Origin of the sequence: Brachybacterium endophyticum, from assembly GCF_003130585.1 — a bacterium.
Classification (GTDB): domain Bacteria; phylum Actinomycetota; class Actinomycetes; order Actinomycetales; family Dermabacteraceae; genus Brachybacterium; species Brachybacterium endophyticum.
Map to the genome: position 1 here is coordinate 736,558 of NZ_QFKX01000001.1, position 24,418 is coordinate 760,975.

The 24,418-nt window shown below is 72.1% G+C and carries 19 protein-coding genes and 1 tRNA gene; 9 read left to right on the plus strand and 11 right to left on the minus strand.

What is annotated here, in order from left to right:
* Window positions 1-211: 211 nt before the first annotated feature.
* The 3 genes from DEO23_RS03205 (at window position 212) to DEO23_RS03215 (ending at window position 4,683) form a co-directional block, all read left to right on the plus strand.
* On the plus strand, window positions 212-1,282 hold the full coding sequence (locus tag DEO23_RS03205) for a LacI family DNA-binding transcriptional regulator (protein ID WP_165831703.1): 1,071 nt from the start codon (window positions 212-214) through the stop codon (window positions 1,280-1,282).
* A gap of 107 nt (window positions 1,283-1,389) precedes the next feature.
* Window positions 1,390-3,372 (plus strand): glycoside hydrolase family 2 protein, encoded by a 1,983-nt coding sequence (locus tag DEO23_RS03210; protein ID WP_109274533.1) that lies wholly within the window; start codon window positions 1,390-1,392, stop codon window positions 3,370-3,372.
* Window positions 3,373-3,633: 261 nt separating this feature from the next.
* Window positions 3,634-4,683 carry a zinc-dependent alcohol dehydrogenase family protein gene (locus DEO23_RS03215; RefSeq protein WP_109274534.1) on the plus strand — a complete coding sequence of 350 codons (1,050 nt, stop codon included), beginning with the start codon at window positions 3,634-3,636 and terminating at the stop codon, window positions 4,681-4,683.
* A gap of 11 nt (window positions 4,684-4,694) precedes the next feature.
* Here DEO23_RS03215 and DEO23_RS03220 read toward each other — a convergent pair whose 3' ends face one another.
* Complete coding sequence (locus DEO23_RS03220) at window positions 4,695-6,680, minus strand: OPT family oligopeptide transporter (RefSeq protein WP_109274535.1); 1,986 nt, start codon at window positions 6,678-6,680, stop codon at window positions 4,695-4,697.
* Between the two features lie 163 nt (window positions 6,681-6,843).
* Here DEO23_RS03220 and DEO23_RS03225 point away from each other — a divergent pair, with 163 nt between their 5' ends.
* Both DEO23_RS03225 and DEO23_RS03230 read left to right on the plus strand, forming a co-directional pair.
* Complete coding sequence (locus DEO23_RS03225) at window positions 6,844-7,869, plus strand: ribonuclease HI family protein (RefSeq protein ID WP_109274536.1); 1,026 nt, start codon at window positions 6,844-6,846, stop codon at window positions 7,867-7,869.
* Window positions 7,870-7,912: 43 nt separating this feature from the next.
* On the plus strand, window positions 7,913-8,470 hold the full coding sequence (locus DEO23_RS03230) for a DUF4031 domain-containing protein (RefSeq protein ID WP_109274537.1): 558 nt from the start codon (window positions 7,913-7,915) through the stop codon (window positions 8,468-8,470).
* On the opposite strand, the gene DEO23_RS03235 is transcribed toward DEO23_RS03230, so the two are convergent.
* From DEO23_RS03235 to DEO23_RS03260, 6 genes are all read right to left on the minus strand, one after another.
* Window positions 8,446-10,050: a sensor histidine kinase gene (locus DEO23_RS03235; RefSeq protein ID WP_109274538.1), complete on the minus strand. Its 1,605-nt coding sequence runs from the start codon at window positions 10,048-10,050 to the stop codon at window positions 8,446-8,448. The two genes, DEO23_RS03230 and DEO23_RS03235, sit on opposite strands and share 25 nt — an antisense overlap.
* A 7-nt stretch (window positions 10,051-10,057) precedes the next feature.
* Window positions 10,058-10,777: a response regulator transcription factor gene (locus tag DEO23_RS03240; protein WP_109274539.1), complete on the minus strand. Its 720-nt coding sequence runs from the start codon at window positions 10,775-10,777 to the stop codon at window positions 10,058-10,060.
* Between the two features lie 94 nt (window positions 10,778-10,871).
* Window positions 10,872-11,420, minus strand: a complete 549-nt coding sequence (locus DEO23_RS03245) for a LapA family protein (RefSeq protein WP_109274540.1) — start codon at window positions 11,418-11,420, stop codon at window positions 10,872-10,874.
* A 409-nt stretch (window positions 11,421-11,829) separates the two neighbouring features.
* On the minus strand, window positions 11,830-13,473 hold the full coding sequence (locus DEO23_RS03250) for a DNA repair helicase XPB (protein ID WP_109274541.1): 1,644 nt from the start codon (window positions 13,471-13,473) through the stop codon (window positions 11,830-11,832).
* Window positions 13,474-13,542: 69 nt separating this feature from the next.
* Window positions 13,543-14,298 (minus strand): hypothetical protein, encoded by a 756-nt coding sequence (locus DEO23_RS03255; RefSeq protein WP_109274542.1) that lies wholly within the window; start codon window positions 14,296-14,298, stop codon window positions 13,543-13,545.
* Complete coding sequence (locus tag DEO23_RS03260; protein ID WP_109274543.1) at window positions 14,295-15,203, minus strand: hypothetical protein; 909 nt, start codon at window positions 15,201-15,203, stop codon at window positions 14,295-14,297. Before DEO23_RS03260 ends, DEO23_RS03255 begins: the two co-directional genes overlap by 4 nt.
* A 427-nt stretch (window positions 15,204-15,630) precedes the next feature.
* On the opposite strand from DEO23_RS03260, the gene gndA reads away from it, so the two are divergent.
* On the plus strand, window positions 15,631-17,175 hold the full coding sequence (gene gndA / locus DEO23_RS03265) for an NADP-dependent phosphogluconate dehydrogenase (RefSeq protein ID WP_109274544.1): 1,545 nt from the start codon (window positions 15,631-15,633) through the stop codon (window positions 17,173-17,175).
* A gap of 83 nt (window positions 17,176-17,258) precedes the next feature.
* Here the strand turns inward: gndA and DEO23_RS03270 are convergent, their stop codons facing one another.
* Window positions 17,259-17,618, minus strand: coding sequence for a hypothetical protein (locus DEO23_RS03270; protein WP_109274545.1), 360 nt, complete (start codon window positions 17,616-17,618; stop codon window positions 17,259-17,261).
* Window positions 17,619-17,776: 158 nt separating this feature from the next.
* Window positions 17,777-19,939 carry a helicase-associated domain-containing protein gene (locus DEO23_RS03275; RefSeq protein ID WP_109274546.1) on the minus strand — a complete coding sequence of 721 codons (2,163 nt, stop codon included), beginning with the start codon at window positions 19,937-19,939 and terminating at the stop codon, window positions 17,777-17,779.
* Window positions 19,940-19,970: 31 nt separating this feature from the next.
* Here DEO23_RS03275 and DEO23_RS03280 point away from each other — a divergent pair.
* Window positions 19,971-20,044, plus strand: a tRNA-Leu gene (locus tag DEO23_RS03280).
* A 28-nt stretch (window positions 20,045-20,072) separates the two neighbouring features.
* On the opposite strand, the gene DEO23_RS03285 is transcribed toward DEO23_RS03280, so the two are convergent.
* Complete coding sequence (locus DEO23_RS03285; RefSeq protein WP_109274547.1) at window positions 20,073-21,500, minus strand: MFS transporter; 1,428 nt, start codon at window positions 21,498-21,500, stop codon at window positions 20,073-20,075.
* 57 nt (window positions 21,501-21,557) lie between these two features.
* Here DEO23_RS03285 and DEO23_RS03290 point away from each other — a divergent pair, with 57 nt between their 5' ends.
* Together DEO23_RS03290 and DEO23_RS03295 are read left to right on the plus strand one after the other, a co-directional pair.
* A complete protein-coding gene (locus DEO23_RS03290) occupies window positions 21,558-22,472 on the plus strand; it encodes a helix-turn-helix transcriptional regulator (protein ID WP_205678822.1) in 915 nt (304 codons plus the stop codon).
* On the plus strand, window positions 22,469-23,212 hold the full coding sequence (locus DEO23_RS03295; RefSeq protein ID WP_109274548.1) for a YggS family pyridoxal phosphate-dependent enzyme: 744 nt from the start codon (window positions 22,469-22,471) through the stop codon (window positions 23,210-23,212). The genes DEO23_RS03290 and DEO23_RS03295 overlap by 4 nt, the downstream gene beginning before the upstream one ends.
* A gap of 31 nt (window positions 23,213-23,243) precedes the next feature.
* Here DEO23_RS03295 and DEO23_RS03300 read toward each other — a convergent pair whose 3' ends face one another.
* Window positions 23,244-24,344, minus strand: coding sequence for an ROK family transcriptional regulator (locus DEO23_RS03300; protein ID WP_109274549.1), 1,101 nt, complete (start codon window positions 24,342-24,344; stop codon window positions 23,244-23,246).
* Window positions 24,345-24,418 lie beyond the last annotated feature (74 nt).

Here is a 24,418-nt window from a genome sequence, read left to right on the forward strand (position 1 = left end):
ACATCCGATCGCCCAGAGGGCGCTTGCGCGGATGGCGCGCCGCCGTCGTCGCTCGTGCGACGAGGCGCGGTGCCATGGCAGGGGACGGCACACGAAATATCGAGCCTACGCCGGGAATCGCCCCTCGGCCCCTGTCACGGACGTCGATGTGAGCAACGCACCGCCTGGGTATCCTCGGCGCAGGCGCGAACAGGACGTGCGCGAACAGGACGTGAGAGACGAGGAGGCCGCGATGGGCCGCCGGGTGAGCATCAAGGACGTGGCCCGCACGGCCGGGGTCTCCTGGAAGACCGTCTCGAACGTCGTCAACGACCGCCCGGTGGTGCGGGAGGAGACCCGCCGACGCGTCGAGCAGGCGATCGCCGACCTCGGCTACGTCCCCAACACCGTGGGCAGGGAGCTGCGCGGCGGTCCCACACGCCTGATCTCCCTGGTCCTGCCCGAGCTCGAGAACCCCTACTTCGCGCGCCTGGCGCAGGCTCTGCACGTGGCCGCGAAGGCCCGGGGGTACGGGGTGAGCGTCGAGCTGACGTTGGGAAACGTCGACGTCGAACGCGCTCACGTGCGCGGCCGGGTCAGCCGCCCCGTGGATGCCGTCATCATCTCGCCGGACGCCCTCGACCCGGCCGAGATCCGCGAGCGCGGCGACGGCCCGCCCCTGGTGCTGCTCGGCGAACGGCTGCTGGGAGCCGCGGGCATCGCCCACGTCGCGGTCGACAACGTCGAGGCCTCGGCCGACGTCGTCCGCCACCTCGTCGAGCGCGGCTACCGGCATCCGGTGTTCCTGGGCGGCGAGTCGGAGCAGCGCTCGGCCGGCACGGACCGTCTGGCCGGCTTCCGTGCCGCCTGCCGGGCGAGCGGGATCCCCAGCGACGCGGCGCACATCGCCCACGTCGACGCCTGGGACATGGCTGAGGGACGACGGGCCGTCCTCGACCTCCTGACCGGCGGCATCGAGGTCGACGCGATCGCGGCGGCGAACGACCAGCTCGCCCTCGGTGCTCTCGCCGTCCTGCGCGAGTCGGGCCGGGACGTCCCCGGCGACGTCGGCGTCGTGGGCTGGGACGATACCCCCGGCAGTCGCCACAGCGCACCCCTGCTCAGCACGGTCAGCCCCGACATGGACGATCTGGTGGCGGCCGCGCTGGATGCGGCCGTGGGCTCCGAGGGGGCGGGCACGGCAGCGGACGGGAGCGCGGACGGCGAGGGGAACGCGAGCGGGGAGCACGTCGTGCCCTACCGCCTGCTGGTGCGCGAGTCCTCGTCCGGTCCGCGGACATGACGGTTTCCCACGTTGCAAACCGGTCCTCGGCAGTGTTGACTTGAACCGGCCGACGTGACCCGTCGCGGCGGCCGGCTCCGCCGATCAGCGCCGATGGAAGGACCACCGTGACCTCTCCCGCCCCGCAGCACCCCGCGCACGACGCCCCCGAGCTGCCCGCCCACCTCAGCGAGCTGTTCGCCCGCGCCGACGAGCTCGCCGCGGCCCTCGACGCGCCGCCGGCGGCCCCGGCCGGGGGAGCGGAGAACGGCGAGGTGCCGCGACCGGAGCATCCGCGTCCCCAGCTGCAGCGCGAGAACTGGGTGAACCTCAACGGCCGCTGGCAGTTCGAGATCGACCGCGGCGACTCCGGCCGCGAGCGCGGCCTGCTCGAGCGCGACCTGGCCACCGAGATCCTGGTGCCCTTCCCCCCGGAGTCGGAGGCCTCGGGCATCGGCGACCGCGACTTCCTCGAGGCCGTCTGGTACCGCCGCACCGTCCGGATCCCCGCGAACTGGGAGGGGCTGCGGGCCGTCGTCCACTTCGCGGCGGTCGACCACGACGCGACCGTCTGGGCGAACGGCATCGAGGTCGCCCGCCACCGCGGCGGCTTCACCCCCTTCAGCGCCGACCTCTCGAAGGTCGCGGGACCGGGGGAGAGCGTCGAGCTGGTGGTGCGCGCCAGGGACTCGCGCGAGGCCCTGCAGGCCCGCGGCAAGCAGTCCACCTTCTACGGGGCCAGCCACGCGACCTACCACCGCGTCACCGGCATCTGGCAGACGGTCTGGCTCGAGGGCGTGCCTGCCGACGAGATCCGCTCGCTGCGCATCGTGCCCTCGCTCGCCTCGCGCTCCTTCGCGATCGACGTCCCGCTAGCCCGCTCGACGCCCGGCACCCGTCTCGAGGTCGTGCTCGGCGAGGTCGGCGGCGGGACCGTCGCGAGCGCCGAGGTCCGCGCCGACCTCGACCTCGCCCCGCACGTCGAGATCGTGATCCCCGAGGAGTCGGTGCGCATCTGGGCCCCGGGAGACCCTCAGCTCTACACCCTCGAGCTGCGCCTGCTGGCCGACGGCGGCGCCGTGCTCGACGAGGTCCGCTCCTACGCCGGCCTGCGCTCGACCTCGCTGAACGGCCACGAGTACCGCCTGAACGGCCAGAAGGTCTTCCAGCGCCTGGTCCTGGACCAGGGATGGTGGGAGGAGTCCTTCATGACGGCCCCGTCGGACGCGGCGATGGTGGACGACATCCGCCTCTCGCTCGAGGCCGGCTTCAACGGCGCGCGCCTGCACCAGAAGGTCTTCGAGGAGCGCATGCTCTTCTGGGCCGACGTCCACGGCTACCTCACCTGGGGCGAGTTCGGCGACTGGGGCGTCTCGGGCCAGGGGCCCACGGGCGACAACCAGAAGCCCACCGCCTCGTTCGTCGCCCAGTGGATCGAGGCGCTGCACCGCGACATCAACCACCCCTCGATCATCGGCTGGTGCCCGCTGAACGAGACCCACCAGGTGCGCCACGACCGCATCACCCAGCTCGACGACGTCACCCAGGCGATGTACGACGCGACCAAGCTCGCCGACCCCACCCGACCGGTCCTGGACGTCTCCGGCTACTCCCACCGCGTGCGCGGGGCCGACGTCTACGACTCCCACTCCTACGAGCAGGACCCGGGGCGCTTCCGCACCGAGCAGGCCGGACTCGCCGACGGCGAGCCGTTCGCCAACCGCCGCGACATCGGCGACGGCGAGCTGCCCTTCGCCGACGGTTCCTTCTCCCTGCCCTACGCCGGCCAGCCCTACTTCGTCTCGGAGTACGGCGGCATCTGGTGGAACGCCGAGGAGGCCGAGCGCGCCGCACGGGAGGCCGGCAACAACGCCGCGGAGTCCTGGGGCTACGGCCAGCGGATCGCGAGCGAGGAGGAGCTCTACGAGCGCTTCGAGGGCCTCACGAACGTGCTGCTCGAGGATCCGCTCATGTTCGGCTACTGCTACACCCAGCTGACCGATGTCTTCCAGGAGAAGAACGGAGTCGTGGACTTCGCCCGCGGCCGCAAGCTCGACCTCGCCCGGCTGCGCGCCGTGCAGGAGCGCGCGGCGGCGTACGAGCAGGAGTGAGGGCCGGGGTGGGGCGGTCCCGGGCGACACAGGGATCGTAGCCGCCGGATCGGACGCCGCAGCGCCGCTCAACACTCACCTTCGATGGTTCCTGGTGAGGTCTCAGGCCCGTATACGCGTCGAGACCTCACCCGGAGCCATCGAAGATGACGTCCCGCCGCGCACGGCACCGTCGTGAGCGTCCCTCGTCGTGAGCGCTCCCTCGTCGCGAGGGACACTCACCGCGAGCGACCCCCAGCCGCCGTGCGGCACGATGGCCTCATGAGAGCCGTGCGCTACGACGCCTTCCGCCAGCAGCCCCGCATCGAGCAGCTCCCGGACCCTGCGTGCCCGCCGCGCGGGGCGGTGGTCGACGTGCACGCCACGGGCGTCTGCCGCAGCGACTGGCATGCCTGGCAGGGCCATGACGACTCCGTCGTCCTGCCGCACGTGCCCGGGCACGAGTTCGCGGGCGTGGTCCGCTCCGTCGGCCCCGAGGTCACGCGCTTCACGCCCGGCGACCGCGTCACCGCACCGTTCATCCTCTCCTGCGGGCGCTGCGAGCAGTGCCTCGCGGGGAACGGTCAGGTATGCCCCGACCAGCAGCAGCCGGGATTCGACCTGCCCGGGTCCTACGCCGAGCAGGTGGTGGTGATCGAGGCCGACCACAACCTCGTGGCCCTGCCCGCGGAGATCGACATGGTCGCCGCGGCGGGCCTGGGGTGCCGTTTCGGCACCGCCTTCCACGCCGTGCGCAGCCAGGCCCGCCTCCAGGAGGGGGAGTGCCTGGTGGTGCTCGGCTGCGGCGGGGTGGGGCTCTCGGTCATCCAGATCGCCCGGGCCATCGGCGCTCGCGTGCTCGCCGTCGACGTCTCACCGGGCGCGCTCGAGGCCGCCCGCAGGCTCGGCGCCGAGCCCGTGCCGACGACGCCCGACGAGTCGGCCGACGTCCTCGTCGGACGTCTGCTGGAGGCGAGCGGCGGGGGAGCGGACGTCACGATCGACGCCCTGGGCTCGGCGCGCACCGCGCGCATCGGCCTGCGCAGCCTGCGTCCGCGCGGACGCCACGTGCAGGTCGGTCTGCTGCTGGGCGAGGACGCCGACCCCGCCCTGCCGATGGGTCTCGTGATCGGCCTGGAGCTGCAGGTCCTCGGCAGTCACGGTCTCGCCGTCGGCGAGTACCGCGAGCTGCTCGAGGAGATCGCGAGCGGGCACCTGGACCCCGGCGCCACCGTGGGCACCGTCATCGGCCTCGAGGACCTGCCGGATGCCCTCGTCGGGCTCGGTGGCGTGCCGGCGTCGGCCGGGATGACGGTCGCACGGATCGGCTGAGCGAGGCCCGCTCAGCCCTCGCGGATCTCCCGGTCCGCGCTGCGCCGGACCGTGCGGTACAGCGCGACGGCGAGGACGACGAACACGATCACGCCCAGGATCATCGCCGGGTTCGCGAAGCCCTCGCCGACCACGGCCAGCGGGGTGTCGTTGCCGGTCGCGGCGACGACGCCCGCGAAGACCACGCCGAACAGGCTCTCGCCGACGATCATGCCGGTGGCCAGCAGCGTGCCCAGCCGTCCCGCGAGCTCGGGGCGCTTCGAGCGCTTCGCCCACCGCGTGTAGAACAGGCCGATCACCGCGCCGACCACGATCAGCAGCGTCGTGCTCATCGGCAGGTACATGCCCATGCCCACGCCCAGCGGCGGCAGCGCGAGACGGGAGCTGCGGGCGCGCAGCACCTCGTCGACGACGATCACGACCAGGCCGAGCAGCGCGCCCAGCCCGATCAGGCTCCAGTCCAGGTCCCCGCCGAAGATGCCCTTCACGAGCGAGGAGATCAGGGAGGCCTGCGGGGCGGCGAGGGCGTCCGGGCCGGCACCCGGGGCGCCCTGGAAGCCGAAGGCCGTGGACATCAGGCCCAGCACCGGCGGGATGATGATCGAGCCGAAGACCACGCCGATCACGAGGGCGACCTGCTGCTTCCACGGGGTCGATCCGACCAGCTGACCGGTCTTGAGGTCCTGGAGATTGTCGTTGGAGATGGTCGCGATCCCGAACACGATCGCGGTCGTGAACAGCGTGAAGGCGACCAGTGCGGCGGTCTGCGAGGGGTCGGCGCCGTGGACGAGCTTGATGACCAGGGCGGCCGTGATCGCGACCAGGATGCCCACGCCGGAGATCGGCGAGTTCGAGGAGCCGATGAGGCCGGCCATGTAGCCGCACACGGAGGCCACCAGCAGGCCGGCGATCAGCACGTAGAGGATGCAGATGGTGATCAGCCCGCCCGCGCTCTGGGCCAGCGCGGTGTCCTTGACGAACCACCACAGCATCAGGCCGATCGGGACCATCGAGACCACGGTGATGACCACGACGAGCGAGAAGGGCAGGTCGCGCTCGGTCTTCTCCACACTCGCGCCGCGGCGCCGGGCGTGCGAGGAGGCGAGGGAGCTGCGAATGCCGCCGACGACGGGCCGGGCGATCCGCACCAGGGTCCAGATGGCGGCGATCGCGATGGCGCCGGCGCCCACGAAGCGCACGTCGCTGGAGAAGACGCCGTCGACGGCCTCGGCGATGTCGCCGCTGCCCGGCAGCGCGCCGCTCGACATGATCGGGAGCAGCACGCCGTAGGAGACCACGAGTCCGACGAGCATCGCGATGCCCACGGTGATCCCCACCAGGTGACCGACGCCGAGCAGGGCGAAGGACAGGCCGGCGCCGATCATCGTGCCGCCCGAGCCGATGCGGAAGGCGGTGGTGACCGAGTTGCTGATCACCTGCAGGGCCGAGACGACCGAGAAGCCCGCGGAGGTGATCGCGCCCAGCAGGATCGCGCGCAGACCGCGACGGTTCTCCTCCGCTCCGCCGGCGGAGTCGCCGACCAGCAGGACCTCGGCGCCCGCCACTCCCTCGGGGTAGGGCAGGTCCGAGCCGGTGACGAGGGCGCGTCGCAGGGGGATCGAGTACATGACCCCGAGCAGGCCGCCGACGGCGCACAGGGCGACCGTCGTCCAGTACGGGAAGCCGCTCCACCAGCCGACGACCACGAGGCCCGGCAGCACGAAGATGATCGCCGAGAGGGTGCCTGCGGAGGAGGCGATGGTCTGGACGATGTTGTTCTCGACCACGCTGTGGCGGCGGAAGAAGCGCAGCACGGCCATCGAGATGACGGCCGCGGGGATCGAGGTCGCGAAGGTCAGCCCGGATTTCAGCCCCAGGTAGACGTTCGCGGCGGTGAAGACGAGGGTGATGATCCCACCCAGGATGATCCCGCGCAGCGTGAGTTCGCGGACCGTGGGGGCGGTGGTCGCCTGCGCGGGGTCGGTGGCCGATGACATGGATGCTCCTGCTTCCCGGAGCACGGCGCGCCCCGACGTCGGGCACCGTACTCTTCCCCGCCGTCACCGGGGTAACCGGTGTCTACCTCGACTCGTCGGTTGACACCGGAGACGATGAGGGTCGCGTCCTCAGTGCTCAGCGCGCTGTGGAACGATTGCGGCCATGACGATCACCGCTGCGGCCGACGGCTCCGCGCTCGGCAACCCCGGCCCGGCGGGCTGGGCCTGGTACATCGACGACTCGACCTGGCGGGCGGGCGGATGGCCCCACGGCACCAACAACATGGGCGAGCTCAAGGCCGTGCTCGACCTCCTCGAGGCGACCGCCGTCGATGCCGATCAGCACCTCCACGTGCTGTGCGACAGCCAGTACGTCATCAACTCGGTCACCAAGTGGATGCCGGGATGGAAGCGCAAGGGCTGGCGCAAGAAGGACGGCAAGCCCGTGATGAACGTGGACCTGCTGAAGGCGATCGACCGCGCGCTCGCCGGGCGCAGCGTCGAGTTCGAGTGGGTCAAGGGCCATGCCGGGCACGCCATGAACGAGGCGGCCGACCGTCGGGCGAACGGCGCGGCCCTCGCCTACTCCAAGAAGCAGGATCCGGACGTCGGACCCGGATACCGCGGCAGCGGCGGAGACGCGTCGGCTCGCCACCTCTCGTTGACCCCCTCCGGGGCGGACGACGCGGAGGGACCGGACACCGCGACCGGCGCGAGCACGTCGAGCGAGTCGGCGGGGGACGACCTGTTCAGTCTCTTCGCAGCCGAGCCGGAACCGGAGCCGGCCCCGTCGGCCCCCAGTTCGGAGCGATCGGCCGCCGGCAGCCGCGCGTCCGACAATCCTGCCGACACCCCCTTCGAGGAGGTCGTCGCCCGCGAGCAGGTGCTCCTGAGCGACCTGCTGCGCAAGAATCCCGCGCGCGCCGCCGAGCTGCTGCATCCCGACTTCGTGGAGATCGGTGCCTCCGGGCGCGTCCACGACCGCGAGCAGACCCTGGAGGCGCTCGCGCCCGTTCCCGGCGTCCGCGCCGAGGAGTTCGTGGCCGAGGAGATCGCTCCGGACGTCGTGCTGCTGCGCTTCGTCACCGCCGACCACCGGGGCGCCGTCCGGCGCAGCTCGCTGTGGATGCGCGTGGACGGGGAGTGGCTGCTGCGCCACCACCAGGGGACGCCCTCGCCGCGCTCATGACGTGACCGTGCGCCGGCACCGTCGGATGCGAGACCATGACGTCATGACCGTCTTCGCCGACACGCCGCGCTGGGAGCGCCACGGGATGCTGTGGGGGCATCTGATCTCCGATGCCTCCCTCTCCGAGCTGCACCTCGTGGCTGCTCGCGGCGGTCTGCACCCGCGGTCCTTCGACCTCGACCATTACGACTGGCCCGAGAGTGCCCGGGAGGGCCTCGAGGCCGTGGGGGTCACGTTCGTCGGCAACGGCGACCTGACCAGGAGGCTGATCGCGAGCGGGCTGCGCGTGCCGGCCGCCCGCCGGGCGGAGGCCCGCCGCGAGCGGGCCGAGCGCGGGGCCGTCGGCCTCGGCCTCGACCACGTGCCCGAGGATCTCGTGACCGGTCTCGAGGGCCACGCGGCGCCGCTCCCGCCCGTGGGGGAGGCGACTCCGGGGACCTTCCGTCTCACCCGTGACAGTCCGTGCGCGCTGGTGCGGATCGAGGCGCACGACGAGCTCGGTCGGGCGGCGGCCTGGGAGTTCCTCGCGCGGGCCGACGTGCTGTCGAACCGGGCCACAGGCCATTCGTTCGTCGGTCAGGTGCTGGACGTCCCGGACTGAGGCCCCGACGGCCTGTCGCCCGGATCCGCATCGCCCTGCGTGATCTCGCTGACCTGATCGGGTTCGACGACCTGCTCGGGGGAGAGGTCGGCCGCCTGCAGCTCCACATGGAAGGTGGCGCCGCCACCGGGCGTCTCGTCCACCCGGATCGAGCCCTGGTGCTGCTGGACGATGGTCGCGGCGATCGAGAGGCCGAGCCCCGCGCCGCCGCCCTGTGCGGCCGAGCGCTGTCGCGACTCGTCGGTGCGGTAGAAGCGTTCGAAGACCTTCTCGCGCTGGTCCTCCGCGATCCCCTCGCCGTGGTCGCGCACCTCGATCACCACGGTCCCGGCATCCTGTCGGCCCACGGCGATCTCCACCGGGGAGCCCTTGGGCGTGTGGCGGTTGGTGTTGCCGATCAGGTTCAGCAGCACCTGGCGCAGGGCCGGCTCGTCGCCCCGGACGCCGACCGGGATGTGCGGGCTGACCGAGAGCGGCGTCCCCGATAGCGAGACCACCATGACCTGGCGGGAGGGGTCCAGGGCCCGCAGGTCCTGGGCGACGTCGAAGATCGCGTCGGTGACGTCGAGCGGCTCGAGGGCGACGTCGGGGTTCTCGTCGAGGCGCGCCAGGCGCAGCAGGTTCTCCACCAGTGAGCCCATGCGCCGGGCCTCGTCCTCGATGCGGCGCATCGCGGAGGAGACGTTCTCCTCGCCGCTGAGGGCGCCCATCCGGTACAGCTCGCCGAAGCCACGGATCGCCGCCAGCGGCGTGCGCAGCTCGTGGGAGGCGTCGCCCACGAAACGGCGCATCCTGGCCTCCGAGCTGGTGGCCTTCTCCTCGCTGTCGGCCTGGGCGATGAAGGACTGCTCGAGGCGCACGAGCATCTCGTTGAGCGACACCGCGAGGGCGTTGACCTCCTGGCTGGTGTCGGTCACCGGGACGCGCCGGGACAGGTCGCCCGCGACGATCTGGGAGGCGACCTCCTCGACGTCGCGCAGCGGCTCGAGCGCGCGATGGGCCATGTAGCCGCCGGCGCCCATGCCCACGAGCACCACGAACGTGCCGACCAGCACGATCACCAGGGCCATCTCCCGCATGGTGCGGTCGACGCTGTCCAGCGGGAGGGCGACGAAGACGCTGCCGCCGGATGCGTCGTCGTTGACCATGGCGCGCACGCGCCAGCGGTTGCCGTCGGAGTCCAGGAGGGTGAAGGGCTTCCCGTCGTGCTGGTTGACCTGTTCGGTCGTCCAAGAGGGGAAGGCGAGGTCCACCGAGGAGTCGTCGTGGTAGTTGTCCTTGCGGTAGACCTGGTGGCGACCGCTGTCGTCGTGGACGGCGATCACGAAGTCCACGGGCGCGTTCGCCGGGTCGTCGCCCTCCTCGTCGTCCCCGTTCAGGTCCGCTGCGGCGATGCTGACCATGCCCTGCATGCCGGTGCGCAGCTCGCCGTCCTTGGACTGCATGAGGGTGCGGTGCAGCAGGGTCAGCGAGAGCGCCCCGGTGAGCAGCGTCCCCAGCACGAGCACCAGGGAGATCAGCGTGACGATCCGTGTCCACAGGGACACGGGGCGCCGGCTGCCGAGGGAGGGGAAGGACACGCGCGTGTCAGCGGCTCTCGGCCGAACGCAGCACGTAGCCGATGCCGCGCTTGGTGTGGATCATCGGCTCGCCGATCACGTCGATCTTGCGGCGCAGGTAGGAGATGTAGGACTCGACGATGCCGACCTCGCCGGACCAGTCGTAGTCCCACACGTGGTCGAGGATCTGGGTCTTGGAGACCACGCGTCCCGAGTTGAGCATGAGGTAGCGCAGCAGCTTGAACTCGGTGGGGGAGAGGTCGATCGCGATGTCGCCGCGGTAGACCTCGTGGGAGTCCTCGTCCAGGCTCAGGTCGCCGACCACCAGCGCGCTCTCGACGGTGTCCTCGCTCGCGCCGTGGGTGCGGCGCAGCACCGCGCGGATGCGGGCCACGACCTCCTCGAGGCTGAACGGCTTGGTGACGTAGTCGTCACCGCCCACCGTGAGCCCCTGCACCTTGTCCTTGGTGTCGTCCTTCGCGGTGAGGAACAGGATGGGGTACTGCTCCCCGCGGTCGCGCAGGCGACGGGTGACGGTGAAGCCGTCCATGTCCGGGAGCATCACGTCGAGGACCACGAGGTCGGGCTTGTTCTCGGTGGCCTCGCGGATCGCCTCGTTGCCGGTGGAGGCGGTGAACACCTCGAAGCCGGCGAACCGCAGCGACGTGGCGAGCAGGTCGCGGATGTTGGGTTCGTCGTCGACGACGAGGAGGCGGGCCTCGAAGTTCTGATCCTGGTCTGTGCTCATGGCTCCACGGTGCGCGGCCTAGGTGGGAGTTCCCTGGACGTGGGCTGTGCGCAGCTCACGTCCAGGGACGATCCGGGTGGGCCAGCGGCGGTGATCAGCGATCGACCGGGTGCTGGACCTTCTGCAGCTGCTTGCGCAGCTTCTTGATTGTGCGGCCCTGCTGGAACATCCGCACCGAACCGACCAGCGCCATCACCAGCGCGCCCGCGATCGCCGCGAGCAGCATCGCGATGCCCAGCGGCAGAGCGAACTGACCGGCGAAGTAGTGGAAGTCGGCCGGGGTGTTGTTCTGCAGGATGAACACGAGCAGCAGGATCAGCACGATCGCGCCGAGCACGAGGGCGATCCAGACACCTGCGGTGCGACCGCCCGAACGCGGCACGTCCTGGACGTCGTCGTGGGCAGGTGCGTGCCGCTCGGTCTCGTCCCGACGGCCCGACGGGCGGGTCTCGGCCGACGAGGTGCCCGAGGGAGAGGTGGAGGAGGGCGCGGTGGAGGGTGCGGGCTCGGCATCGGGCCGCGCACCGGTGTCGCGGATGTCGCGGGCGCCCTCGGCTGCGGGGGTCCCCTCGGCCAGGGGCTCGCCGGCGGTGCGGCGAGGCTCCCGCGGGGTGGTGGGGGTGGAGTCGTCGGACGAGGTCATCGGTCGCTCCTCGGGGAAGAGAGGGATGCGCGGCCCGCGGACCGCGGACCGCACCGGACAGCGCCCACTGTAGCCACCGCGGCCCTGCGCACGGCGCTCATCGCGCCTCGGAGCGGCGCGGCGGGGGTCGCCGAGCCCGCTCCGCTCCGTGGCGCGACGAGCGAGGCCGGTGCGCGAGGTCGGTGCGCGGGGCCCGTGCGTGAGCAAGGGTGCGGAGGCCTCGATGTGTTCGCCGATGGCTCCCCGTGAGGTCTCGCCGCCTATAGGGGGTTCGGACCTCACGGGACGCCATCGGAGAGAAGCATGGCGGGGATGCAGCGGCCGCTGGGCTCCGACCCTCAGGTCGCGGGCTGCAGGGCTTCTCCTCCCTTCACCATCAGCCGACGGGCCGACGGGCTCCGCCTCACCGTCAGCCGACAGGCAGGTCCTCGCCGTCGACGATCGAGTAGGCGTAGCCCTGCTCGGCGAGGAAGCGCTGGCGGTGGGCGGCGAACTCCTGGTCCTGGGTGTCGCGCGTGACGACGGTGTAGAAGCGGGCCTCGCGGCCGTCTGCCTTGGGGCGCAGCAGCCTGCCCAGCCTCTGGGCCTCCTCCTGGCGGGACCCGAAGGCACCCGAGACCTGGATCGCGACGCTCGCCTCGGGCAGGTCGATCGAGAAGTTCGCGACCTTCGAGACCACGAGCCGGTCGATGCTGCCCTCCCGGAAGGCGTCGAACAGCTCCTGGCGGCGCTTCACCGAGGTCTTCCCGGTGATGAGGTCGCAGTCCAGCCGCTCGGAGATCTCCTCGAGCTGGTCGAGGTACTGGCCGATCACCAGCAGGCCCTCGCCGGCGTGCCGGCGGGCCAGGCGCTCGACGACGTCGATCTTCCCGGGGTGGGTCGCGGCCAGGCGGTGGCGGTCGTCGGCCTCGGCGCCCGCATGCAGGAGGCGCTCCTCCCGGGTCATGCTCACCCGCACCTCCGTGCACACGGCGGGCGCGATGTATCCCTGGGCCTCGATGTCCCGCCAGGGGGCGTCGTATCGTTTGGGGCCGATCAGCGAGAACACCTCGCCCTCGCGACCGTCCTCCCGCACCAGGGTGGCCGTCAGCCCCAGACGCCGACGTGCCTGCAGGTCCGCGGTCATGCGGAAGACGGGCGCGGGCAGCAGGTGCACCTCGTCGTAGAGGATCAGACCCCAGTCGCGGGCGCTGACCAGCTCGAGATGCGGGTGCACGCCCTTCCGCTTCGTCGTCAGCACCTGGTAGGTCGCGATGGTGACCGGGCGGATCTCCTTGGAGGCCCCGGAGTACTCGCCGATCTCGTCCTCGGTCAGGGAGGTGCGGGCCAGCAGCTCGGCCTTCCACTGCCGGGCGGAGACGGTGCTGGTGACCAGGATCAGGGTGGTGCGGCCGGTGGCGGCCATCGCGCCCGCGCCGACCAGGGTCTTGCCCGCGCCGCACGGGAGCACCACCACGCCGCTGCCGCCCTCGACGAAGGAGTCGACCGCCTCGCGCTGGTAGGGGCGCAGCTCCCACTCGTCCTCGACGAGGTGGATCGGATGGGACTCGCCGTCGACGTAGCCCGCGAGGTCCTCGGCCGGCCAGCCGAGCCGCAGCAGGGCCTGCTTGAGGGCGCCGCGCTCGGAGGGGTGCACGGCGATCGTGTCCTCGTCGATCCGCGCACCGAGCATCCCGGCGACCCGCTTGGAGCGCGAGACCTCCGTGAGCACCGCCCGGTCCAGGGCCCGCAGCACCAGGCCGTGCGCAGGATCGGCCTGCAGCTGCAGGCGCCCGTAGCGGTCCATCGTGTCCGCGACGTCCACCAGCAGGGCGTGCGGAACGGGGTAGCGGGAGTTGTCCACCAGCGCGGCGACCACGCTCTCGGCGTCGTAGCCGGCGGCGCGGGCGTTCCACAGTCCCAGGTCGGTGATCCGGTAGGTGTGGATGTGCTCGGGGGCGCGCTCGAGCTCCGCGAACGGGGCGACCGCCGCACGGGCGGTCGTGGCGCGCGGATGATCGACCTCCAGCAGGAGGGACTTGTCGCTCTGGACGATGAGGGGGCCGTCGGTCACCCGAGCGAGGGTACGCCGGAGCGTGCGAGGTGGGGAGGGGCGGCCGGCGCCGCCGTCGCCCGCATCACCTCAGGGTGCGTCCGGCAGCTCCCGCCCGCTCAGACGCTCGTAGAGCCCGAGCAGGAACAGCGAGGTGAACGGGGCGGCGAGGATGTCGAGGACGTTCAGGTCCGCGGTCAGCAGCGAGAGGACCCACACCATCAGGATGCCGAGGATCGTCGTCCCCACGTGCCGGCGGGCCACGGCGGCACTCGCCCCGAACGGTCGCTCGGACCCGCGCGCCGCGGCAGCAGGGGCGAAGACGAGCAGCACGATCGCGACCAGGCCCGGGACGACGAGGAGGACCAGGCCGACGACGATGGCGAGAGAGGTCAGGATGTATATCCAGATCACCTGGCCGCTGCCCGTGAAGTAGCGGTTCGAGCCACCCCTGTGCCCCTCGAGGCCGTCCACCCCGAACCGCAGGCAGGCGGCGGTCCACAGCAGGGTGACCACGAGGTTCGCGAGAGAGAGGACCAGTTCCGAGCCGGTCAGCGAGATCAGCAGCCAGTGCGGCAGATGATCCGCGAAGGGGAGGCTGACGAGCGGGCCGCTGCCGACCCCGTCGTCGCCCGTCAGTCCCTTCACGACGTCCAGGGCCAGGGCGATCGCCCCGTAGACGCAGATCGCCGGGAGCAGTGCTCCGCCGCGGCGGCTGATCATCCGCCACATGAAGCGCAGCGCCGCGCCCAGGTCTGCGCCCAGGTGGGTGCCGGGCGCATGCCCGTCGGAGACGGAGGCGGAGGCGGTCGGGTTCGGGTGCTGGTTCTCGGGCGTCGCCATCATGCTCGGACGGGCTCGGCCGGCTCGCGGTGGTTCAGGCGCTCGTGGAGGCCGAACTGGAACAGGATCTGCAGAGGGATCAGGACGAAGATGCCCACGAGCAGGAAGCTCGCCACCGAGGAGGCGGCCATCAGGATCAGGTAGGCGATGATCGTCGTGCCCAGGTTCTGCTTGGCCAGCGCGAAGCTCTCCTTGAGGGCCTCGACGGGGCGCGCACCCCGGGCGGCGGCGGGCAGGGCGTAGAAGCTCATCACCGCGACGATCAGACCGGGGATGTACAGCAGGACCATGCCGACCCCGACCAGCACGAGCACGAGCAGGGCGGTCAGGACGAGCCGTCCGCTGCCGATGAAGGCACGGCCGATGCTCGGGCGCTCCCCCTCGAGGACGGTGCGGCCGCCGCGCGCGGTGCCGGACTGCCACAGGGCGCCCACGAGACCCGCGACTGGGGCGGAGGCGAACATGATCGCGTAGGCGCCCAGGATCGGACCGAGCGGCGGGGTCTCGTCGGAGCCGGCGGCGCCTTCGACGGCCGAGTAGAAGACCGCGAAGCCGATGCCCACGAAGAGACCGATGATCACGAAGCTGACGACCGACCACACGATCGAGGGCACCAGGAAGGCGGCGACGTTGCGCGAGAAGGCCTTCCACATCCAGCGCAGCGCGGCCCCGAGATCGGCGCCCAGGTCCGTGCCGGGGGCCGGGGCGCCGTCGAACGGGGGAGCGCCGAAAGGCTGCTGCCCGCCGACGGCCTGCTGCTCGCCGAAGGTCTGCTGGGCGCCGTAGGGCCGCTGCTCGCCGTAGGGCTGCTGCGGAGCATCGGCCGGGGAGGTCGGGATCGTCGGACCCTGCTGCCAGGGCGAGGGTCCGGAGCCGTTGTCCGGGGTGGGCGGAGGAGTGGTGCTCATCGCGGTGCTGCTCCTGAGGGGAGTTCGCCTCTCGGGCACCGGCGCGGCCGGTGATGCGGGGCGAGGCTCGACGGGGTCGGGGACATCGTGACGTGCAGAACGCTACCGGCGCTGCCGTTCCGGGAGATCCCTCGTTCGTCGGGCGGACCTGCGACGGAGGTCGCGGTGTGCTGGCGCGCGCCGCGCGGAGCGCCTGCACGGGGCGCGCGTGCCGCCGGTCACGGCAAGCAATGGCAGGCGACCACGGCAGGTGCGCGCCATACCTACAATGGTCCCGACAGCCGGCACGGCCGCCCGGCGCGTGTGCGCCGGATCGGTGCGCGCCGCCCCGACGCGCGGCCCCGCCGTACGCCGGATCGGTGCGCGCCGCCCCGACGCGCGGCCCCGCCGTACGCCGGCTACCGCACTCGATGCAAGGAGCACATCCATGGCCAGCTTCGAACCTTCGCCCGCGAACGTCGCCGACATCGGCGTCACCGGCATGGCGGTGATGGGGTCCAACCTCGCCCGCAACCTCGCGCGCAACGGCTTCAAGGTCGCGATCCACAACCGTTCGGTCGGCAAGACCGAGACGGTCTACGACCGCTACAAGGACGAGGGCGAGTTCTACCCCTCGGAGTCCACCGAGGAGTTCGTCGCCTCGCTGCAGAAGCCGCGGGTCGCCATCATCATGGTGAAGGCCGGCGGCCCCACCGATGCCGTCATCGACGAGCTCTCGCAGTACATGGACGAGGGCGACATCATCGTGGACTGCGGCAACGCACTGTTCACCGACACCCGTCGTCGTGAGAAGGCTCTGCGTGAGAAGGGCCTGCACTTCGTGGGCGCCGGCGTCTCCGGTGGCGAGGAGGGCGCCCTCAACGGTCCCTCGATCATGCCCGGCGGCACGGTCGAGTCCTACGACCGCCTCGGCCCGATGTTCGAGAAGATCGCCGCGCAGGTCGACGGCGCCCCCTGCTGCACCCACGTGGGCGAGGACGGCGCGGGCCACTTCGTGAAGATGGTCCACAACGGCATCGAGTACGCCGACATGCAGGTCATCTCCGAGGCCTACGACCTGATGAAGCGGGCCCTGGGCATGGACGCCGACGCCATCGGCGCGGTGTTCGAGGACTGGAACAAGGGCGACCTGGAGTCCTTCCTCATCGAGATCACCGCGATCGTGCTGAAGCACAAGGACTCGCGCACCGGCAAGCCGTTCGTCGACGTCATCGCCGACCAGGCCGCCCAGAAGGGCACCGGCGCCTGGACCGTGCAGACCGCCCTGGACCTGGGCGTGCCGGTCACCGGCATCGCCGAGGCCACCTTCGCCCGCTCCACCTCCGGTGACGTCGCCGAGCGCGACGCCGCCCAGAAGGCCCTCAAGGGCGAGACCGTCGGCGAGGACATCGCCGACAAGGCCCAGTTCATCGACGACCTGCAGAAGGCGCTCTACGCCTCCAAGCTCGTCGCCTACTCGCAGGGCTTCGAGGAGATCGCCAAGGGCGCCGAGACCTACGACTGGGACATCAAGCTCGGCGACATGGCCAAGATCTGGCGCGGCGGCTGCATCATCCGCGCCAAGTTCCTCAACCGCATCACCGAGGCCTACGACCGCGCCCCCGGCCTCAAGCTGCTGCTCGCGGATCCGTACTTCGCCGAGGAGATCACCAAGTGCGTGCCCGCATGGCGCCGCGTGGTGGCCTACGCCGCGGCCAACGGCTACCCCGCCCAGGTGTTCGCCTCCTCGCTCGCCTACTACGACGCGGTGCGCGCCGAGCGTCTGCCGGCCGCCCTGGTCCAGGCCCAGCGCGACTACTTCGGCGCCCACACCTACAAGCGCGTGGACGACGAGGGCACCTACCACGTCGAGTGGTCCGAGGACCGTCGCGAAACCCGCACGGACGCCGAGCGCGAGAGCGGCGTGACCCACGGCGCCGTCGATCCTGCCGCCGGTGAGGCCACCCAGGAGGCCTCGACCGACCGCAGCTGATCATCTCGGCTAGATGACGAAGGCCCGGACCTGATGGTCCGGGCCTTCGTCATGCTGTGCCTCGCGGGTGCGGGGCGTGGGGTTCAGTAGGTCTGCATGGACCCGGAATTGATGAGCGCCGGCACGACGACGGTGAAGTACACGATCAGCCCGATGATCGTGAGGACTGCCCAGATCGCGTAGATGATCCAGCCCCACTTGTAGAGCTTGTTCGCGAGCGGGAGGTCCTGGTCGGCCTTTACCAGGCCGATGATCGCCAGGATCATCGTCACCAGGTTGCCGAAGCACAGGGTGCCGACGACCAACTGCACGATCCACTTGGTCTTGCTGACGGGAGCCCCGGGGGCGCCGCCCTGTCCGCCGGGCACCGGGCTCGAGGCGCCGGGTCCGCCCTGTCCGGGGCCGGGGGTCGGGGAGCTGAAGTTGGGGTTCGGGGTTGTCATGGTGGTCCCTTCGTCGGGCCGGCGGGTTCCGCCGGTCTGGTCGTGGTGGCCGCCACTGGGGGTGTGCTCGGCGACACGCAAAAGCATAGGCACAAGATCGACGCGGGACGATGGGGAGAGGTCCCCATGGCGCCGCGTGTCGCGGGTAGGTGCTCGCCTCAGTCCAGCGTCACCCGATGGACGAGCACCGTGAATTCGCTGCCGTCCTCGCTGCTGCGGGCGCGCAGTCGCCCGTCCTCGACCGCGAGCGGCACCGCCCGGCGGGTCTCGACGCCGCCGCGGCCGTCCACGATCCCGAGGTCGAGCTCGAGGGCGCTGCCGGCGGCCTCGAGCAGCCGGTCCATCACGCTGGGGGAGCCGTCGCCGGCCTCCGCCCGCCGCAGCCGGGTGATGGCCGTCGCGAGATCGGGAGTCGCCGAGGCCGGCACCTGCGCGGGAGCCCGCACGAGGTGGTCCGTCCGGCCCACTCCCGGCCCGCGCGAGTCCAGACGCACGCCCTGGCCCTCGATGAGCGGGGAGAGCCCGGCTGCGGTCGCCAGACGCAGCAGGGTGCGCGGCTCGCAGGTCGCGACGGCGACCGTCGGCGCGAGACGACGCAGACCCGCCTCGGCCGCACCCGGATGGGCGAGCAGGAGCGCGAGGGCATCCTCCTCGCCGGTGACGTAGGCCAGTGCCGAGCCCACGCGCACCTGGCCGAGCCGGCGCTGCTCGTCGTGCACCAGGTATTCGAGTGCCTGCGGGAGCGGGGAGCTGGATGCCTCGCGCAACAGCTCCAGGAAGGCCTCGGGGTCACGACCCTCGCGCAGCGCACCGCCGATCGATTCTGCGGTCGCGCGCAGCGTGAGGGCTCCGCCGCGCGAGACCACCTCGGTCCAGCTCTCCAGGGCCTCCAGTCGGGCGCTCGGTCTCCCGGGGATCACGATTGTGAGGTCGGCGTCCAGCAGCACCTCGTCCACCGGCGCAGGGGCATGGGACGTCAGCGCGTCCGTGAGAGCGGCGTCGGCCGTGGGAAGGTCGGCGTCGAGAACGCCGACGAGGGCATGGCCGAGCACGGTGAGGGCGCCCCCGTCGAGCAGGCCGAGGGCGTTCCCCTCGGCGAGCAGGGCGTCGACGTCCTGGCGCAGTGTGCGCGCCGGGACCAGCGGATACCACCAGGAGAGCGCCGCCAGCAGCCCCGCCGACGGCACGTCACGATCGGGATGCTCGGCGAGCAGGTGCAGCAGGCGGTGCCGGCGGGTGGCGGCCTGCTCGACCCGGGTGGCCTCGGAGAGGGCGGCGCGCGGCGTCGTGGTGGCATCGGCGTCGCCGACGATCGTCGCGAGATGGTCGCTGTGCGCCCAGGTGAGAACGAGCTCGGCCCACCGGGACTCGGGTCCGCGCCGCCACAGGTCGACCCAGTCGGCCGTCGGCGCCCAGGTCTCGCCGTCGTGGCCGATCAGCCCGGCGAGCCACCCGGTCTGCAGCACCGTGGCAGTCGTCGTCACCTCGGCGCCGGCCTCGACGGCGAGGCGCCGCAGATCGCGCTGGGGGAGGCCACCCCGGCGTAGCACGCCGGGCGCGTTCTCGTCGTCCCAGGTGAGGACGGTGTCGAGGACCCGTACGGCATCCAGGGCGCGCTCGACCGCCCCGGCCGTGCGGGTGCCGGGGATGCGTTCCCGGATCTCCGTGCCGCCCGGATCCGGCGGCGCGGCGGGGAAGGACTCGTGGAGGTGACCACCGCGCAGCTCGAGGTGGATCGAGCGAGGGATCCGCAGGGCGTCCGGACCGTCGGCCCGGGCTATCCCTGCCTCCTCCAGCTGGGAGGCCAGGGTGCCGGATCCTCGCGCGAGGCGGCCGGGCGCCCAGCGCAGTGAGTCCAGCGGACCCTGGAGGGCGGTGGGGGCGTGGGCGACGAGGTCACGGGCCTCGTCGGCCGACGGGTCCTCGGGGTGGGGCGGCGCGAGGCCGGCGGGGGAGCGCAACCCCTCGCGCACGGCGTGGACGAGGTGCAGCTCCTTCTCGCCCCACAGCAGGGCGAGGGTCCGCAGGCGCTCGAGGTGTGGTGCGAGATCGGCCGCCCCGAGGGCGAGGAGTTCGGCGACCGCGGTCGGCGAGGTGTCCTCCGGCAGGACGGCGAGGGCGTCGACGACAGCGAGCTCGGCGGCGGTGAGCGACCCGAGCGCCCGTCGGGCCGACAGGGCTCCGGCGGCCCGGGCCGCGAGGGCCCCGATGCCGTGGGGCAGGGGGCGCAGCAGGTCCTCACGGGCACCCAGGAGTTCGGCGAGACGGGTGTCGTCGAACCGGCGGAGCGAGTCGGCGAGGGAGCGGAGGGAGTCTGCCATGGCCGCACCAGCATAGGCTTGGCAGCTGCGCGCCCCCATAGCCCAACCGGCAGAGGCAGCCGCCTTAAAAGCGGCTCAGTGCGGGTTCGAATCCCGCTGGGGGCACCGATCCCGGGGCGGCGGGGACGACGGGTCACCCCACGCGCTGAGCGGCGGCCAACCTCCCCACCAGAACCGTGAACACGCCCGCCAGCACGATCTGCACGCCCACGCAGGCCGCGAAGGCCCATGCGGGCAGCGCCGGCAGCGCACTCAGGACGAGCCCGAAGATCGGGACACCCACGGCGATGCCGACCTGCTGCATCGTCGAGAACAAGCCGCTGGCGAGCCCGGCGAGGCCGCGATCGACCGCGCCCATCACGCTGCCGATCAGCGGGCCGTACATCGAGGCCTGCACCAGGCCGAGGATGATCAGCAGCACGCACAGGAGCACGAGCGGCGGCTGCGACCCGGTGACCACGATGAGGGTGGCGATGGCCAGCAGCGTGAGCACCTGACCGGTGACACCCGCGAGCATCACGCGACGGGCCGAGAAGCGCTCGAGCAGCGCGGGCAGCAGAGTGCTGGCGACGACGAACCCCGCGTTGAAGGTCATCAGCGTGATCGCTGTGGTCAGCGCTCCCAGCCCCAGCCCTGCCTGCAGCGCGGTCGCGAAGTAGTAGGCGAAACCGCCGTAGCTCGCGAAGAAGACGAGGGTGAGGGCGAGCCCGATCTGCAGGGGGCGCACCCGCAGGGCGGGCAGCGGCACCAGGGCGTGCTGCGCGGTGCGGTGCCGCTCCCAGAGGGCGAACAGGGCCAGCAGCACGAGGGCGCCCACCACCAGCAGCGCGGTGATCACCGGGGGCAGGGTCGTGAAGAGTCCGAGCGGGAGCACGATCATCGTGATCGCCGCGCCGAGCAGCAGGGCGCCCAGCGGGTCGAGGCGTCCCGAGACCGTGCCGCGGGTCTCGGGGATCGCGGAGCTGGTGGCGAGCACGAGCAGCGCGACCGCGGCGACGAGCGCGAAGCTCAGTCGCCAACCGATCCCCCAGGGGTCGAGCGTCACCAGCACGCCGGCGCCCATCTGCCCCACCGCGGTGCCGCCGCCGATGACCGCGGCGTAGGCGCCGGTCCAGCGGGCACGTGCGCGTCCGCTGGTCGAGTGCTGGATCGTGGAGAGCACCTGGGGGAGGGCGAGACCGCTGGCGATCCCCTGCAGCGCCCGCCCCACCAGCAGGACGCCTGCCCCGGGAGCGAGCGCCACCAGCAGCGAGGCGGGGATCAGGGCGGCGACCGCGAGTCGCAGGATCCGGCGCCTGCCGTGGGCGTCGCCGAGCCGGCCGCCGAGCACGAGCGTGGCCGCGAAGCCCACGGAGAACAGCGCCACCACGAGCGCCCCGGTGGCGGGGGCGAGGGCGAGGCCCGACTCGAGGGCGGGCAGCGCCAGCGTCGAGGCGCCGAAGACGAGGTTGCCCGTGATCCCGGCGGCGAGCAGCGCCACGCCGCCCGCACCGAGCCCGTCCGCCGGCTGCGTGGCGGACGATGCGGGGGCGGCGTCAGGAGAGGCCGTGGAGGACGTCATGTGACCATTGGACACCTTCTCTATCCGGGTATCCAGATGGTCTTTATCATGGTACTCATGATGCCCACCTCCGCAGCTGCACGATCCGAGCTCGGCTCCTTCCTGCGCAGCCGGCGCGAGGGTCTCACCCCCGGGCGGGTGGGCCTGCCGCCGGGAGGGCGACGGCGCACCCCGGGGCTGCGTCGCGAGGAGGTCGCCCTGCTCGCCGGCGTCGGCGTCACCTGGTACACGTGGCTCGAACAGGGACGCGACATCAGCCCGTCGGCCCAGGTGCTCGACGCCGTGTCCCGCGCCCTGCTGATGGACCCGGACGAGCGCGCCCACGTCCACCAGCTCGCCACGGGCGCCCGGCCGGAGGATGCCGGTGAGGCCATGGGCTGCGGGGCGGTGACCTCGGAGCACCTCGATCTGCTCGAGCGGCTGGACGGCATCCCCGCATGCATCCAGACCGCGAAGTTCGACATCCTCGCCTCGAACGCGACCTATCGCTTCCTCATCGACGACGTGGACGAGGGCCCGACCGAGGACCGCAACTGCCTGGTGCGTGCCTTCCTCCACCCCGCCTGGAAAGACGCCTACGACGACTGGGAGGCGACCACCGCGCGGATGGTCGCCCGTCTGCGATCCGCGATGCCCGCTCATCTCGACGACCCGGCCTGGACCGGGCTGGTCGAGCGCATGAGAGGAGCCTCGTCCCGGTTCGAGGATCTCTGGCAGCGCCACGAGCTCACCCGCGACGAGACGCACGACCAGCTCTTCCACCTGCCGCGGGTCGGCGACGTCACCGTGCGGTTCACACTCCTCTGGCTCGACACCGCCGCGAACGTGCACCTCACGCTGCTGCATCCGGTCGGCCGGCGCGACGCCGAGCGGCTTCGCGAGCTCAGCTCGTCCACGGCGCACGCTCCCCGCGTGACCGTGCGCCCCGCGCTCGCCCGGCGCCTCGGCGAGCTGGAAGAATCGGCCGCATGACCAGCACCCCCGGTACGACCCCCGTTCCCGACCTCGAGCAGCGCCTGGACGGCGTGCTCGGCCGTATCGAGTCCGCAGCCGAGCGGGCCGGGCGAGACCCGCGGGAGATCCTGGTGCTGCTGGCCACCAAGACCCGCGAGCCCGGCGAGATCGCCGCGGCCGTGCGCGCGGTCCACGAGCGGGGATGGCGGGTCGCGGTGGGGGAGAACCGTGCCCAGGAGATCGCCAAGCACGAGGACCCGGCGCTCGCCGCGCTGGAGTCCGAGCTCGGGGTGCCCCGGCACTTCATCGGCCGTCTGCAGCGCAACAAGGCGCGCGACGTGGTCGACTTCGCCTCCGTGATCCACGGCGTCGACCGGGACGGGATCATCGACGCCCTCGCCCGTCGCGCCGAGCTGGCGGGCACGCAGCGGGACGTGCTCGTGCAGGTCAACACGTCGGGGGAGGAGTCCAAGGGCGGCTTCGTCCCGTCGGCCGACGTCCTCGCGGACGCCGTGACGAGGATCCGCGCGACCGGGGTGCTGCGACCCGTCGGCCTGATGACGATCGGCGCGCACACGAGCGAGGAGAGCGCGGTGCGGTCCTCGCTGCGCCTGCTGCGCACCCTGCGGGACGAGCTCGCGGATCCGCAGATCGTGGAGCTCTCGATGGGGATGAGCGGCGATCTCGAGATCGCCGTCGAAGAGGGCGCGAGCATCGTGCGCCCGGGATCGGCCGTCTTCGGTCCCCGCGAGGGCTGATCGCCGGGCCGAGACTCCGTCCCCTCCCGCCCTACTCGGGGCCGACCAGCGCCGTGGGCAGACCGTACTCGTGCTCGAGGACCTCGCACGCCGAGCCGACGGCGATCAGATCGGTGCCGCGGGTGGAGAGCATGACCTCGACGTGCACCCACGGCTCCTCGCGCAGGCCCGCCTCGAGGGCGCTGCGGATCGCGCCCATCATCTGCTCGTGGTGGGCGTAGACGGTGCTGCCGCCCAGGACCACGCGATCGACGTCGACCAGGCGCACCAGGTCCAGCACGATCGTGGCGAGGACCTGCGCGGCGTCCTCCACGTCCCCTCGTCCCAGGGATGCCGCGAACTCGGCCTGGGCGCAGCCGCGCCGACCGCACTCGCAGGGCGCCCCGTCCATGCGGACGACCGTGTGCCCGACCTCGCCGGCGTGGGAGTGGGCTCCGCGCACGATCGAGCCGTCGATGCTGAGGCTCGCCCCCAGGCCGTCCTCGACCAGCACCAGGGCGGCATTGCGCAGCAAGTCGGGCTGGGACCAGGTCTCGCCGACGATCGCGGCGCGGGAGTCGTGGTCCAGGAGGACCGGCATCGCCAGAGCGTCCACGAGCATCCGGCGGATCTCGGCGCCGCGCCACGGGTCCGGGGCGGAGGTCCCCCGGTAGACGCCGCCGCTGAAGTCCACGGGCCCGGGCATCCCCAGGCCCACCCCCAGCAGGGTGCCGGAGCCCACGTCGGCCAGCTCGCGCGCCTGGGCGGTGAGCGTCTCGAGCAGCTCGGGCACGGGCTGGCGGTGGCCGATCTCGATCTCGCGGTGGGAGACGACCTCGCCGGTCAGGTCCGCGACGACCCCTCGCAGGCGCGTGCGGGTGAGGTGCAGACCGATCGCCCGACGGGACGAGGGCACGATCCGGTAGAGCGTGGTGGGCTTGCCCGGGCCCGAGATGATCGACCCCGCGCCGGCCATCATGCCGCGCTCCATGAGCCGCGCCAGGATCTTCGAGATCGCCTGCGGGGTGACGCCCAGCGCCTCGGCGAGATCGGTCCTGGAGACGGGCTCCCCGCGACGTGCGACCGCCAGCACGGCGGCGTCATGGGCGCCGGCCACGCGGTCCAGGGGAGTACTCGGTCTCACGACTCCCATCCTCCCACGCGCGCCCCGCGGCGACAGGTGTGACGCGGGTCCGACGGTCCCACCCCTTGACGTAACGCAACAGC

Coding starts and splice junctions, on each gene's coding strand:
- DEO23_RS03255 (WP_109274542.1), bottom strand. CDS start 14,298: ATGATGGCGACGCCCGAGAACCAGCACCCGAACCCGACCGCCTCCGCC.
- DEO23_RS03225 (WP_109274536.1), top strand. CDS start 6,844: ATGACGATCACCGCTGCGGCCGACGGCTCCGCGCTCGGCAACCCCGGC.
- DEO23_RS03275 (WP_109274546.1), bottom strand. CDS start 19,939: ATGGCAGACTCCCTCCGCTCCCTCGCCGACTCGCTCCGCCGGTTCGAC.
- DEO23_RS03240 (WP_109274539.1), bottom strand. CDS start 10,777: ATGAGCACAGACCAGGATCAGAACTTCGAGGCCCGCCTCCTCGTCGTC.
- DEO23_RS03220 (WP_109274535.1), bottom strand. CDS start 6,680: ATGTCATCGGCCACCGACCCCGCGCAGGCGACCACCGCCCCCACGGTC.
- DEO23_RS03270 (WP_109274545.1), bottom strand. CDS start 17,618: ATGACAACCCCGAACCCCAACTTCAGCTCCCCGACCCCCGGCCCCGGA.
- DEO23_RS03245 (WP_109274540.1), bottom strand. CDS start 11,420: ATGACCTCGTCCGACGACTCCACCCCCACCACCCCGCGGGAGCCTCGC.
- gndA (WP_109274544.1), top strand. CDS start 15,631: ATGGCCAGCTTCGAACCTTCGCCCGCGAACGTCGCCGACATCGGCGTC.
- DEO23_RS03285 (WP_109274547.1), bottom strand. CDS start 21,500: ATGACGTCCTCCACGGCCTCTCCTGACGCCGCCCCCGCATCGTCCGCC.
- DEO23_RS03290 (WP_205678822.1), top strand. CDS start 21,558: ATGATGCCCACCTCCGCAGCTGCACGATCCGAGCTCGGCTCCTTCCTG.
- DEO23_RS03300 (WP_109274549.1), bottom strand. CDS start 24,344: ATGGGAGTCGTGAGACCGAGTACTCCCCTGGACCGCGTGGCCGGCGCC.
- DEO23_RS03230 (WP_109274537.1), top strand. CDS start 7,913: ATGACCGTCTTCGCCGACACGCCGCGCTGGGAGCGCCACGGGATGCTG.
- DEO23_RS03260 (WP_109274543.1), bottom strand. CDS start 15,203: ATGAGCACCACTCCTCCGCCCACCCCGGACAACGGCTCCGGACCCTCG.
- DEO23_RS03295 (WP_109274548.1), top strand. CDS start 22,469: ATGACCAGCACCCCCGGTACGACCCCCGTTCCCGACCTCGAGCAGCGC.
- DEO23_RS03215 (WP_109274534.1), top strand. CDS start 3,634: ATGAGAGCCGTGCGCTACGACGCCTTCCGCCAGCAGCCCCGCATCGAG.